The organism is Staphylococcus sp. 8AQ, assembly GCF_902506595.1.
Lineage (GTDB): Bacteria > Bacillota > Bacilli > Staphylococcales > Staphylococcaceae > Staphylococcus > Staphylococcus pasteuri.
This window is the reverse complement of the sequence record NZ_LR733871.1, coordinates 2,010,826-2,025,725: the sequence shown is the minus strand read 5'-3', so window position 1 is coordinate 2,025,725 and position 14,900 is coordinate 2,010,826. Positions and strand designations below refer to the sequence as shown.

The 14,900-nt window shown below is 32.3% G+C and carries 10 protein-coding genes; 9 read left to right on the top strand and 1 reads right to left on the bottom strand.

Annotated elements, in window-relative coordinates:
- Nucleotides 1–188: 188 nt before the first annotated feature.
- The 8 genes from GVY01_RS10015 (at nucleotide 189) to GVY01_RS09980 (ending at nucleotide 12,002) form a co-directional block, all read left to right on the top strand.
- Nucleotides 189–2,054, top strand: coding sequence for an assimilatory sulfite reductase (NADPH) flavoprotein subunit (locus GVY01_RS10015; RefSeq protein WP_017636662.1), 1,866 nt, complete (start codon nucleotides 189–191; stop codon nucleotides 2,052–2,054).
- A 20-nt stretch (nucleotides 2,055–2,074) separates the two neighbouring features.
- Complete coding sequence (locus GVY01_RS10010; protein WP_017636661.1) at nucleotides 2,075–2,692, top strand: NAD(P)-binding protein; 618 nt, start codon at nucleotides 2,075–2,077, stop codon at nucleotides 2,690–2,692.
- A gap of 251 nt (nucleotides 2,693–2,943) precedes the next feature.
- Nucleotides 2,944–4,161, top strand: coding sequence for an ArgE/DapE family deacylase (locus tag GVY01_RS10005; protein ID WP_159333743.1), 1,218 nt, complete (start codon nucleotides 2,944–2,946; stop codon nucleotides 4,159–4,161).
- A 355-nt stretch (nucleotides 4,162–4,516) separates the two neighbouring features.
- A complete protein-coding gene (locus tag GVY01_RS10000) occupies nucleotides 4,517–5,308 on the top strand; it encodes a CHAP domain-containing protein (protein WP_017636659.1) in 792 nt (263 codons plus the stop codon).
- 282 nt (nucleotides 5,309–5,590) lie between these two features.
- Nucleotides 5,591–7,441, top strand: coding sequence for an anaerobic ribonucleoside-triphosphate reductase (nrdD, locus tag GVY01_RS09995; RefSeq protein ID WP_017636658.1), 1,851 nt, complete (start codon nucleotides 5,591–5,593; stop codon nucleotides 7,439–7,441).
- Entirely contained in the window at nucleotides 7,438–8,001 is a 564-nt protein-coding gene (gene nrdG, locus GVY01_RS09990; RefSeq protein ID WP_046466954.1) for an anaerobic ribonucleoside-triphosphate reductase activating protein, read from the top strand. The genes nrdD and nrdG overlap by 4 nt, the downstream gene beginning before the upstream one ends.
- Nucleotides 8,002–8,737: 736 nt before the next feature.
- Nucleotides 8,738–10,030: an anaerobic C4-dicarboxylate transporter family protein gene (locus GVY01_RS09985; protein WP_017636655.1), complete on the top strand. Its 1,293-nt coding sequence runs from the start codon at nucleotides 8,738–8,740 to the stop codon at nucleotides 10,028–10,030.
- Nucleotides 10,031–10,379: 349 nt separating this feature from the next.
- The gene (locus tag GVY01_RS09980) at nucleotides 10,380–12,002 is read left to right on the top strand and encodes a BCCT family transporter (RefSeq protein WP_017636654.1); all 1,623 of its coding nucleotides are present in this window, start codon (nucleotides 10,380–10,382) and stop codon (nucleotides 12,000–12,002) included.
- Nucleotides 12,003–12,403: 401 nt separating this feature from the next.
- Here GVY01_RS09980 and cudC read toward each other — a convergent pair whose 3' ends face one another.
- Nucleotides 12,404–12,961, bottom strand: coding sequence for a choline uptake/conversion transcriptional regulator CudC (gene cudC, locus GVY01_RS09975; protein WP_017636653.1), 558 nt, complete (start codon nucleotides 12,959–12,961; stop codon nucleotides 12,404–12,406).
- A 383-nt stretch (nucleotides 12,962–13,344) separates the two neighbouring features.
- Here cudC and betB point away from each other — a divergent pair, with 383 nt between their 5' ends.
- On the top strand, nucleotides 13,345–14,835 hold the full coding sequence (gene betB / locus GVY01_RS09970; protein WP_017636652.1) for a betaine-aldehyde dehydrogenase: 1,491 nt from the start codon (nucleotides 13,345–13,347) through the stop codon (nucleotides 14,833–14,835).
- Nucleotides 14,836–14,900 lie beyond the last annotated feature (65 nt).

The window sequence follows — 14,900 nt, the reverse complement described above, 5'->3', positions numbered from 1 at the left end:
AAGTAATCGAATCCGACTTAAAAATTAATATGTATAATAGAATTTTAAGATGATTAGCTATTAGTATTTGAACGCTTACAGATTGAACGTTTAAATTTAAAATTAATAAAAAATATAGAACGACAAATCATTTCATATATAAAGTACGGATTTAAAGAATTTAGTATTGAAGATAAGAGGTGGAAACAGTGAAGATTAACATCACAAATAGTCCTTTCAATGAGGAACAAGCAGAACAACTTAATGAATTACTTCAAACACTATCACCCGAACAAAAAATGTGGTTAAGTGGATACATTTTAGCTAGTGAACAAGTGTCAAATAATGAAAAAGAATCAACTTCCACGTTGAACTCAAGTGATTCAGTACAAAGTAACCAACAGACTGAAGCGCTACTAGCTGAAAAGGAACCAGAAGTTACTCCAGAATCGCGAACAATTACCATTTTATATGGTTCTGAAACAGGAAATGCACAAAGTTTGGCTGAAATATTTGAAGAAAGACTTGTGAACCTAGGAAACGATGTCACATTAAAATCAATGGAAGATTTCAATACTTCTGATCTTAAGAAAGTAGAAGACTTATTTATTATTACCTCAACATATGGCGAAGGTGACCCACCAGACAATGCATTTGAATTTCACGAAGCGTTACATAGACGCGAAGCACCAAAATTAGATGGTGTAAGATTTTCAGTATTAGCTTTAGGTGATCAAACCTATGAATATTTCTGTCAAGCTGGTAAAGATTTTGACATTAGATTAGATGAATTAGGTGCTGAACGTATCTATGACCGTATAGATTGTGATGTAGATTATGAAGAAGACACTGAAAAATGGATGGCCAATGTGATTAATTCAATTGGTTCTAAACCTGAAGATACAGAGAGTGAACAGGTGGTAAGTGAGTCTATAAAATTAGCAAAAGAAAGAAAATATTCTAAATCAAATCCTTATGAAGCGGAAGTATTAGAAAATATTAATTTAAATGGTGAAGGATCAAATAAAGAAACACGTCATGTTGAATTACTATTAGATAATTTTGGTGAAGACTTTGAACCAGGGGATTGTATTGTTGTGTTACCACAAAACGATCCAGCTATAGTAGAGTTATTAATCAGTACATTAGGTTGGGATTATGAAGACCAAGTACTTATCAATGATGATGGAGATACACTTAACTTAGAAGAAGCATTATCATCCTACTTTGAAATTACGAAACTAACAAAGCCATTGTTAGAAAATGCTGCTGTGTTATTTGATAATGATGATTTAAAAGAGAGAGTTCAAGATAAAGAATGGATTCAAAATTATATTGACGGTCGAGACCTTATCGATTTATTAAATGATTTTGATACAACAGAATTACAACCAGAAAACCTATTCCAATTATTGAGAAAATTACCGCCTAGAGAGTATTCAATTTCAAGTAGTTATAAAGCGATACCTGATGAAGTACATATTACGGTCGGTGCAGTTAGATATCAATCACATGGTCGTAATAGAAAAGGTGTATGCTCTGTAGAATTTGCAGAACGCCTTCAACCGGGTGATACAGTACCAATTTATTTAAAACGTAATCCGAATTTTAAATTCCCTCAAGATAGTGATATTCCAGTTATCATGATTGGACCAGGAACAGGCATTGCACCATTTAGAAGTTATATGCAAGAAAGAGAAGAACTTGGGTTAAAAGGAAATACATGGCTATTCTTCGGTGAACAACATTTTGAAACGGATTTTCTATACCAGGAAGATTGGCAAGAGTGGTTGGATAAAGGTTATCTAACTCAACTAGATGTTGCTTTTTCTAGAGATACTGAACACAAAGTGTACGTACAACATCGTATTTTAGAAAATAGTGAGCAATTTAATGAATGGATTCAAAACGGAGCGGCTATTTACATTTGTGGAGACGAAAAACAAATGGCTAAAGATGTACATCAAACAATTAAAGAAGTATTGATAAAAGAACAAAATTTATCTGAAACAGAAGCTGAAGATTATCTAAAACAAATGAAAAAAGAAAATAGATATCAAAGAGATGTCTATTAAAATAGAAATGGGGATTACCCATGCAAATGCCAATAATGATTGATTTAACAAATATGAATGTAGTTGTTATTGGAGGCGGAAAAATTGCCACTCGTCGCGTAAGTTTGCTCCTTGAATATACATCACAAATTCATGTAGTCAGTCCGCATATTACAGATATATTGGAACAACTAGTACGACAGCAACAGATTACGTGGGAAGAAAAATCTTTTGAAGCATCAGATGTAAACAATGCCGACCTAGTGATTGCCGCTACAAATCAAGCGCATGTTAACGATGAAATTAAAAATCATATATCCCCTCACACACTATTTAATCATGTTGGTAATGCCCAACAAGGTAATATAACGTTTCCTAATCAACTTAGAAGAGGAAGATTAACTATCAGTGTCTCCACAGAAGGTGCAAGTCCCAAATTAGGAAAACAAATTATTCAAGATTTATCTGAAACATATGACAAATCTTATGAGAATTATATTGATTTCTTATATGAGGCAAGACAATTAATTAAGGCGAAAGTAATAGATTCGTCTAAGAAACAGCAACTACTTAAAGATATTTTGTCTAAAAAATATTTTAATCAAGCAGAACAACAATCATTTATAAGTTGGCTTGAATCTATGAATTCATATAGATAGAGGACGTCTTGAAGTATGTATAAGAGTTTTAATAATACATTTAACTATGTTTATAAACAGTAAATAATTCGTTATTTAATTAATAGAGGGTACGATGAAGAAAGTTGACATTTCATCGTATCCTCTTCGTTTTTTCCCAAAAAATCGGTACACAGTAAAATACATATTTAAAATAGTGTTTATTTATTGGTTGTAAGTGAAAAATTTAATGTAAAGTGATTAATTACATGAAATACAATGGGGATGATGACATGAGTGTATTTTCAGAAGAAGATAAAATAAAAATTTTAGCTGATATTGTAGAAATAAATACTGAAAATGATAATGAGCTTGAGGTTTGTAATTATTTTAAAGCATTTTTGAACAAATATGATATTGATTCGAAAATAATAAAAGTTGACAATCGTCGTGCTAATTTAGTTGCTGAAATAGGTGAAGGAAAGCCTAAAATTGCTATATCAGGACACATGGATGTAGTTGACGCAGGAGATTATAATGAATGGAAATATGATCCTTTTAAATTAACTGAAGAAGATGAAAAGTTGTATGGACGTGGAACAACAGATATGAAAGGTGGATTAGCAGCATTAATTATAGCCATGATTGAGATTAAGGAATCGGGTCATTTACAAAAAGGGACAATTAGATTAATGGCTACTGCTGCAGAAGAAAAAGAAATGTCAGGTGCTCAATTATTTAAAGAACAAGGATATGTTAATGATTTAGATGGAATGATCATTGCTGAACCATCAGATGGTTTCGCTTTTTACGCAACAAAGGGATCTATGGGATTAAAAGTAACATCTAAAGGCATACCGGCACATTCATCTTTACCATCATTAGGGCACAACGCAATCAATTCATTAATTGCATTCATACAAAGGATTAAAGAAAAATATGTTGAAATCAAAAAGAACGAAAAAGAACATTCGCTTGATGTTCATCCTTATATTGATGAATGTATTAGAGAGCAAGGTCATTATAATGATGGTGACCTAAAGGAAGATGTGGCAGCAGGACTAGTAATTGTAAACTCAATTATTAGAGGAGGCGAGCAATTCAATACAGTGCCAGAATCTGCCTACGCAGAATTTAATATAAGAACAGTGCCAGAATATGATAATGTTGCTATTGAAAAGTTATTTAAAAATACTGTAAAAGAAATAGACAGTGAAAGATTATCTGTAGAAGTCACTGTTAATCATCCTACAGTTTATACGCATAAAGATAATCGTTTAATAAACACATTTTTAGAATATAATCACGACTTCAAAGTATCAGGTATGGTTGGTGCAACAGATGCAGCAGAATTACTAGGGGATAAAGATGAAGATTTTGATTTAGCTATTATTGGACCAGGACATATAACGTTGGCACATCAAACAGACGAATATGTTTATAAATCTCGATATTTAGATTATATAGATATGTATCAACAAGTTATATTGAATTATTTGAATCAACATTAATAGATTATCAAATACTAAGATAATAGTAGAAATAAAGCTATTATCTTAGTATTTTTATGTCTGTAATTGTCAGATAAATTACATAAACAGTAATAAATAATATAAATATAATTAAATAATAGCCTAGGCAATGAATTGAAAGCCATTACAACGATATCCAACAATTTTACAAAAAATGTTGGATTATTATGATTCATTTACAAAACATTAACATTGACCACAAACCCTTGTATGTCTGTTAGAGTGTGACTTGTCGTTATTTAACGAGTAAAAAACTTTTATTAATTGAAAATTGAAGGTAGCCACGAGATAAAGAGAATAAACAGTTATATCAATCTTTAGGAGGATATTTAAAATGAAAAAAATCGCTACAGCTACAATCGCAACAGCAGGTTTCGCAACTTTTGGTTTAATGCAACATGATGCAGATGCAGCAGAAAACAATAATAATGGATATAATCCTAATGATCCTTATTCATATGAGTACACATACACAATAGACCAACAAGGTAATTACAATTACGATTGGAAAGGTAATTGGAGCCCTAACCAACAGAACCAACAAAATCAACAACAAGCTCAACAACCACAACAAGGTAATTACTATAGTTATTCTTATGGTAACCAAGGAACTCAAAGCTACAATTCAAATAACGCTACAACAAATAATAATCAATCTACACAATCTTATACAGCAAATAATTCAAATAACCAAGGTGGCGGATTAGGTGCTGATTATTCAACATCAGATAAAAACATTAAAGTAACTACACAAAATGCGCCATCATCAAATAATTCAACTGCATTTTCAGGTCAATCAAGCTCTGGTTCAAATGCATACACAGCTGGTCAATGTACTTATTATGTATATGACAAAGTTGGCGGAAAAATTAGTTCTAACTGGGGCAACGCTAGCAACTGGGCAAACGCTGCTGCACAAGATGGTTACAATGTAAGTAATTCACCTAAACAAGGTGCAATCATGCAAACATCACAAGGTGCATATGGTCACGTTGCTTATGTTGAAAATGTAAATTCTGATGGTTCAATTAAAGTTTCAGAAATGAACTATAATGGTGGACCAGGTAACGTATCAACTCGTACAATTTCAGCTAGCCAAGCTGGTTCATACAACTATATTTCATAATATAGATTGAGTTTATTAAGACAAACTTACCATGAGGTGGGTTTGTCTTTTTTTATTAAAAAAAATAAGTTATTTATGCTGATTAAAATAATAGTATTGATAAGTAGCGCACTCATTGTTATCAATTGGATTGCCATCAATAATGTAAGTATTATTTTATAGTTGTTCATTAATTAGTAAAAACTTTATGACAGTTTGGTTAAGTGTCGAGTTATTCATTGAATAACTATATATAGTGGATTAAGTTTAAATTAAACACTATATATAGAAAAGAGTGAAAAGATGAATCAACTAGAACAATCATTAACTGGACTTATAGAAAAAGACCCAACTATTGTAAATGAAAATGCTAATAAAGATAGTAATACATTTTCCACAATGAGAGATTTAACAGCAGGAATTGTTTCTAAATCATATGCTTTAAATTACTTATTACCTAAACATATAGCGCAAGCACATGAAAGTGGTGATATTCATTTTCATGATTTAGATTATCATCCATTTCAACCTTTAACGAATTGTTGTCTTATAGATGCAGAAAGTATGTTAAAAAATGGCTTTGAAATCGGTAATGCTAATGTAACTTCTCCTAAATCCATTCAAACAGCGTCAGCACAACTTGTACAAATTATTGCTAATGTTTCTAGTAGTCAATACGGTGGTTGTACAGTTGATCGTGTAGACGAATTACTTAGTAAATACGCAGAAAGTAATGAACGGCATCATAGTGAAATGGCTCATAATTATGTGAAAGAAGACCAGATTCAAAAGTATATAGACGAACAAGTTACAAAAGATATTAACGATGCTATAGAAAGTTTGGAATATGAAATTAATACTTTATATACATCAAATGGCCAAACACCTTTTGTGACTTTAGGTTTTGGATTAGGAACTGATCGATTAAGTCGAAAAATACAGCAAGCTATTTTGAATACAAGAATTAAAGGACTAGGTAAAGATAGGGTAACAGCTATTTTCCCAAAATTAGTATTTTCGATTAAAGATGGTGTGAATTTGAAGCAAAATGATCCTAACTATGATATTAAGCAACTCGCATTGGAATGTTCAACGAAACGTATGTATCCAGATATTTTAAATTACGATAAAATTGTTGAGTTATTAGGTGATTTTAAGGCACCAATGGGATGTCGATCATTTTTACCAAGTTGGCGCAATGACAAAGGAGAATTTGAAAATAATGGTCGTTGTAATTTAGGTGTTGTGACATTAAATTTACCTAGAATAGCTTTAGAATCAGAAGGGGATATGACGACGTTTTGGAAACTATTTTACGACAAAATGACATTAATGCATGATGCATTAGTATATAGAATTGAACGACTAAAAAGTGCTACAGTCAATAATGCTCCTATTCTGTATAGAAGTGGTGCATTTAAATACAAACTTAACGATGATGACCAAGTCGATACTTTATTCAAAAATAAAAGAGCTACCATTTCTATGGGTTACATTGGGTTATATGAAACTGCAACAGTTTTTTATGGACCTGAATGGGAGGATAATCAAGAAGCTAAAGCATTTACGCTAGAAATATTAAAGGAAATGAAACGTCTTCAAGAACAATGGACCAATCAATATGATATTTGGTTCAGTATTTATAGTACACCGAGTGAATCTTTGACAGATCGCTTCTGTCGATTAGATAAAGAACGGTTCGGTGACATTCCAGATATCACAGATAAAGGTTATTACCAAAATTCATTTCATTATGATGTAAGAAAAGATATTAAACCATTTGAAAAAATTGATTTTGAAAAGGATTATCCATATTATGCGAGCGGTGGCTTTATACATTATTGCGAATACCCAAAATTGAATCATAATATTAAGGCATTAGAGACAGTATGGGATTACGCTTATGAAAGAGTAGGGTACCTAGGAACCAATATTCCTATTGACCATTGTTATGAATGTGGCTTTGATGGAGATTTTGAGTCTACTAAGAAAGGTTATAAATGTCCACAATGCGGCAATGATAACCCAGAAACAGTAGATGTAGTTAAACGTACATGTGGCTATTTAGGTAATCCAGTACAACGTCCTGTCATTGAAGGTAGACATAAAGAAATGTGCGCCCGTGTTAAACATATGAAGGAATCTAAAGCATGAAATCTTATTTGAAAATTGAAAATGGGCGTGGATATATCGCTAAAATAGAGACGCATAGTTTTGTAGATGGAGAAGGCGTACGTTGTAGTGTCTACGTTTCTGGTTGTCCATTTCAATGTCTTAATTGTTATAACGAAGCTGCACAAAATTTTAGATATGGAGAACCTTTTACAGATGATATATTAGAAGAAATTATCACATATTGTGAACCTAATTTTATAAGTGGCATAAGTATTTTAGGTGGAGAACCATTTTGTAATTTAGACGTAACCTTGAAGTTAGTACAAACGTTTCGACAACATTTTGGACAACAAAAGTCTATATGGGTATGGACTGGGTTTCAATATGAATATTTAGCGCAAAATAAAGGTAAACGTCATCAATTATTAGAATATGTAGACGTTTTAGTGGATGGAATGTTTATAACACAATTGTATCGTCCTAACTTACCTTATAAAGGATCATTAAATCAAAGAGTCATTGATGTGCCACTTTCTTTAAAGAACCATCATGTAGTTGAATATATTCATAGCGGTCCATCAACATTTGAGTATGTATAATCATGTGATGAATTAAAATAGTTGAATAGGGAAATATAATAGTAAGTCAATGGTAGAGAAGGTGAGACATTATGTGGTTACTAATTGGTAAATGGATTATCGCCATCGGTCTTATCGCAGGTTCAATTATCGAAGAAACTATTTATAAAAAGCGACGTCAAGCGAAGAAACAGAATAAATGAATAAGTGAAATGAGACATACCTGAGACATAAAACCTAAAATAATAACACTAAGATGATTTATTTTAATCATCTTAGTGCTTTCTTTATATCCAATACTTCGTATTGTATGGCTTCGCTATGCCCAACTTGCTTTGCTTGTAGAAACTGATTTAATCAGTTTCTCTGTGTTGGGTCCCTTCCTAGGGTACAGTTTCAGCCAGAAATACTACACAGATAAATCTGTGAGAAATTCTAAGGTCTTCAATTAGTACTGTTCCCTCATGAGTCTTGCCATAAATACTACGCATTTATATGTCATGTTATATTAAAAAACTTTTTCACTTATCCAAAAATTTTATGTCCTAGACACTAAAATTATGTATTTTCTCAATTGTTACTAATTTTTGACTGTATTAAAACCATTGATACAACAGTTCTGATAGATATTTTATACATACAAAAACATGATTTTGATTTTATAATCAAATATGAAAATATATACTTATCACATATTAAAGTGATAAAATATTAATGTTCCAAAATTTAACTTCAATAAAGATTAGGGGTTCATGAATTGCTACTATTTATAATAGAAATCATCATTATGATTTTAGCAGTGCTACTCGGTTTAAGAACAGCTGGCGCGCTTGGCTGTGGAATCTTTGCCATCGTAGCCCAACTTATTATGATCTTCGGATTTCAATTGCCACCAGGTTCAGCACCAGTAACTGCAGTATTAATTATACTTTCAATAGGTATAGCAGGAGGTACGTTACAAGCTACTGGCGGGATTGATTATCTAGTATATATTGCATCAAAAGTTATCGAAAGATTTCCTAAATCAATCATTTTTATCGCACCTATGATTGTATTTATCTTTGTTTTTGGTATAGGTACTGCAAATATTGCTTTATCATTAGAACCAATTATTGCAAAGACCGCTCAAAAAGCCCATATACAGCCTAAAAAGGCTTTAACTGCATCAGTTTTGACAGCTAATTTAGCACTTTTATGTAGTCCAGCTGCATCAGCTACAGCATACATCATTTCTGTATTAGCAGGTTATGAAATTTCAATGGGTAAATATTTAAGTATCGTATTACCTACTGCTATATTGAGTATGCTTTTATTAAGTGTATTTTGTACGTTTGTCGGTAAAAAAGAACCAATACCATCACATAAGTTAGTTGAGTTACCTGAAGAAACGTTGCAAAGTCAATTTTCTAAAAAGGTTAAATTTGGCGTGCTAGCATTCTTATTGTGTGTATTGTGTATTTTAACATTCGGCATTTTTCCAAATTTGATGCCATCATTTAATGTGAACGGTAAAACCGTTAATGTTGAAATGACTGATATTGTTCAATTCTTTATGTATTTAAGTGCAGCAACAAACTTATTGCTAGCCAAAATTAACACTTCTGACATTTTAACTTCTCATATTACACAGTCAGCATTTGGTGCTTTATTTGCTGTATTAGGACCAGGTTGGTTAGGTGCAACTATATTTAATGCACCGAATAACTTGAAAATATTAAAACAAGATATTGGTGCAACAATTAGTAATACACCCTGGTTAGTTATTATTTTAGTTTCAGTTGTTGCGATGATTGTTATTTCTCAAACTGCGACTGCATCTATAATGGTACCTATCGTTATGAGTTTAGGTATTCCGCCTATTTATTTTGTCGCAATGATCCAAACACTTAATGTTAACTTTGTAATTCCTGCACAACCAACATTATTGTTTGCAGTTGAATTAGATGAGACAGGTAGAACAAGACCAACTAGTTTCATCATTCCAGGATTCTTTGTCATTGTCGTATCTATCATCATTGGTTTTGCATTAAAATTCTTATTAGGTTATTAACAAATATATAAATATAGCAACTATCTTTCATCATTCGTATGGAAGATAGTTTTTTGTTTAAAATAAATAAATATTCTTTTATTGTGTATAAAAATTCAATATTAAACTAAAGTAAAGTTTGTTCAATACGTTAAATCTAAACTTAACACTGTTGTCACGACAATTAATAGTGATGAATTATATGACGAAAATTATATAAATATTCAATTTGACTGCTATTATTGTTTGTATGTAATTTGCATTATTATTAAATGTTCGTTATTGTCAATTTTGTGAATCGAATAATTTTGAGCGTGTAACTTATAGAACATCAAGATTCATAAATCATTTAGTATTAGGGGGATCACGATTGAAAAAGGAAAAAGTTATGGACTGGACGACCTTTATAGGTGTAGTCGTAGTATTACTTATAGCTGTTATACCTATGATGGTTTTCCCGAAAGCAAGTGAAACAATTATTACAGATATCAATAGTGCTATTTCAAATTCCATTGGTTCTGTTTATTTGTTTTTAGGTTTAGTTATATTTTGTTTCGTATTATATATAGCATTTGGCAAGTACGGTAATGTTACTTTGGGTAAAGCAACTGATAAACCAGAATTTAATACTTTCACTTGGGCAGCAATGTTATTCTGTGCAGGAATAGGTTCAGATATTTTATATTGGGGTGTCATTGAATGGGCATTCTATTATCAAGTGCCACCAAACGGCGCTAAAGGTATGTCTGATGAGGCTCTCCAATACGCAACCCAATATGGCATGTTCCATTGGGGACCAATAGCGTGGGCAATTTATGTGCTACCAGCATTACCAATTGGTTATTTAGTATTTGTAAAAAAACAACCAATTTATAAAATTAGCCAAGCATGCCGTCCAATTTTAAAAGGCCAAACTGACAAATTTGTCGGTAAAGTAGTTGATATCCTATTTATCTTTGGATTATTAGGCGGCGCGGCAACATCCTTAGCATTAGGTGTGCCTATGATTTCAGCAGGTATTGAAAGACTTACAGGACTTGATGGTCATAACATGATTATGCGTTCAATCATTCTCTTGACGATTACTGTTGTCTTTGCAGTTAGCTCTTATACTGGACTGAAAAAAGGTATTCAAAAATTAAGTGACGTCAACGTTTGGTTATCGTTCCTACTATTAGCATTTGTATTCATCGTAGGACCAACAATATTTATTATGGAAACAACAGTTACTGGATTAGGGAATATGATTAATGACTTTTTCCATATGGCAACTTGGGTTGAACCATTTGGAGGAATAGGGCACCGTAAAGAGTCTCATTTCCCACAAGATTGGACTATTTTCTATTGGTCATGGTGGTTAGTTTATGCACCATTTATAGGGTTATTTATTGCTCGAATTTCAAAAGGTAGAACATTAAAAGAAGTAGTACTAGGTACAATGTTATATGGTACCTTAGGTTGTGTTCTATTCTTCGGTATTTTTGGTAATTATGCTGTTTATTTACAAATTTCAGGACAATTTAACGTAGTAGATTTTTTAAATCATCACAGTACAGAGTCGACAATTATTGAAGTGATGCATCAACTACCATTCCCATCGCTGATTATTGTTCTATTCCTAGTATCAGCATTCTTATTCTTAGCAACAACATTTGATTCAGGATCATATATTTTAGCTGCTGCATCTCAGAAAAAAGTAATCGGCGAACCATTAAGAGCCAATCGTTTATTTTGGGCATTTGCATTATGTCTATTACCATTCTCATTAATGTTAGTAGGCGGGGAGCGAGCATTAGAAGTTCTAAAAACAGCTTCCATATTAGCCAGTGTACCGCTGATAGTTATATTTATATTTATGATGATTTCATTCTTGATTACTCTAGGTAACGATCGTATCAAGTTACAAACGCGTGCTGAAAAACATAAAGAAATAGAAAGACGCTCATTGAGGATTGTTCAAGTTAGAGAAGAAGAACAAGACGATAATTTATAGAATAAGAAAATGGGAGCGGGACAGAAATATAAAGCACTACTCCTAATTTTATTAGGTTAGTAGTACTTACACATTAGCTTTAGCTAAGGTGTACATTAATGGAACACATGAGTTGAACTCATGCGTAAGAAATACTAATTTCTAAAGAAAAAGTATTTCTTTATCGTTGTCCCACCCCGGCAAGGTTGACTAGAGTTGAAAAATAAAGTGTCACTACTATTTTAATAGTTTAGTGATACTTACACATTAGCTTTAGCTAAGGTGTTCCACTAAGGATTACATGAGTTAACACTCATGCATAAGTAATTCTAATTTCTAAAGAAAAAGAATTACTTTATCAGTCAACTACTGCCTATATATAATTGTAGCCTGAGACATTGATTTATGTCCCAGGCTGATTTTTATTTATCATCATTATGTTCTAGAATAGGGAAGTATTTAAATATTTCACCGATTTCTAAGGCTTCGCTAAGCTGAGCTAACCACTCGTAATAAACCTTTGAATGGTCGAGTTGTGCTTTGACTTTATTAATGTCTTGACGTTCTTCATCAGTTAAATCGTTGTTATCCAGTAGCGGTTTTAGAAGTGTTTCCGCATCTTTAACAGCTTCCATATTAGTGTCAATTTCTCTTTCCCATTTTTTAGTGAAGAAATTACGGAAGAAAGTGAAGAAATCTTTTTCAGCGATAAAGTGTTGTTTTCTACTACCTCTTGTAAATTGTTGTTTGACGATATCATATTCTTGTAATTTTTTAACCCCTGCACTCATGCTAGGTTTACTCATTTGTAGTTGTTGTCGCATTTCATCCAGTGTCATACTTCCTTCAAACACCATGATACCGTAAAGGTTGCCGACACTACGATTAATTCCATATAAATCCATAGTTTCTCCGATGGAATTAATGACCAAGTCTTTGGCTTGCTCGACTTGAGATGAGTAGTTATTCGATTGTGTCATGACTGTACCTCCAATAATAATTATTTTATTTTACCACGTATCACAACAAATTTAACATGATTTCATTTTTTATATGCCAACATTTTATATATTTTATTTTAAAGAGATGAAAAACGACTATATATTATCATTATTTATTGATGAATATATGAAAAGAAGTTCTTTACCATTTCTTTGTTTCTCATCAATTCGAATCTGCTGAGATTAAAAAGGAACACCTTAGCTAAAGCTAATGCGTAAGTATCACTAACCTATTAAGAATAGGAGTGATACTTTATTCTCCAGACCTTTTTTATAAATTGACATATTTTCAATTTCTATGCTAACATAATTCTGTAAAATTCGTTAAATAAAAATTTAACAAACTTAACGGAGGTCATTTGATGGAACTTGTAAAGGACTTGTCTAATCGCCAATATATTGATGGTGAATGGGTAGACAGCTCAAATAAAAATACGAGAGAGATTATTAATCCATATAATCAAGAAGTTATTTTTACAGTAGCTGAAGGTACAAAAGAAGATGTAGAACGAGCAATTTTAGCTGCAAGAAGATCATTTGAAGATGGCGAGTTATCTTCAGAAACAGGTGAAGTCAGAGGTCAAAAAGTCAGAGCGATTGCAGATAAAATTAAAGAACATCGTGACGAATTAGCTAAATTAGAAACATTAGATACTGGTAAAACATTGGAAGAGTCATACGCAGATATGGATGACATCCATAATGTATTTATGTATTTTGCTGGTTTAGCAGATAAAGATGGCGGAGAAATCATCAATACGCCAATTCCAAATTCAGAAAGTAAAGTTGTTAAAGAACCAGTAGGCGTAGTGACTCAAATCACACCATGGAATTATCCTTTATTACAAGCATCTTGGAAAATCGCACCGGCCTTAGCAACAGGTTGTTCATTAGTAATGAAACCAAGTGAAATTACGCCTTTAACAACAATTCGTGTCTTTGAACTAATGGAAGAAGTAGGATTTCCTAAAGGTACAATTAACTTAGTATTAGGTTCAGGTGCTGAAATTGGTGACGTCATGTCAGGTCACGAAGAAGTAGATTTAGTGTCATTTACAGGTGGCATTAAAACAGGTAAACATATCATGAAACAGGCTGCAGACCACGTAACTAATGTAGCTTTAGAACTTGGTGGTAAGAACCCTAATGTTATTTTTGATGATGCTGACTTTGAATTAGCAGTAGACCAAGCATTAAATGGTGGTTACTTCCACGCTGGTCAAGTATGCTCAGCGGGTTCTAGAATTTTAGTTCACAACGATATCAAAGAAAAATTTGAAAAAGCACTTATAGATCGCGTTAGTAAAATTAAACTAGGTAATGGCTTTGATGATGATACTGAAATGGGACCAGTTATTTCTCAAGAACATAGAGATAAAATTGAAAATTATATGCAAATTGCAAAAGATGAAGGTGCAACAATTGCTATAGGTGGCAAACGTCCTGAAAGAGAAGATTTACAAGATGGATTATTCTTCGAGCCTACGGTAATTACAGATTGCGATACATCTATGCGTATAGTGCAAGAAGAAGTATTTGGACCAGTTGTTACTGTTGAAGGATTTGAAGATGAAGCAGAAGCAATTCGTTTAGCTAACGATTCAATATATGGATTAGCAGGTGCTGTATTTAGTAAAGATATTGGTAAAGCACAACGTGTAGCTAATAAATTGAAATTAGGTACAGTTTGGATTAACGATTTCCATCCTTACTTTGCACAAGCACCATGGGGTGGATATAAACAATCAGGTATTGGTAGAGAACTTGGCAAAGAAGGCTTAGAAGAGTATTTATCTACTAAACATATCTTAACTAATACAAACCCAGAACCGGTTAACTTCTTTAGTAAATAAAACATAACAGTTATTCAGAGGTTTGAATGATACGCTATTACTTAATAGGTCATTCGGCCTCTTAC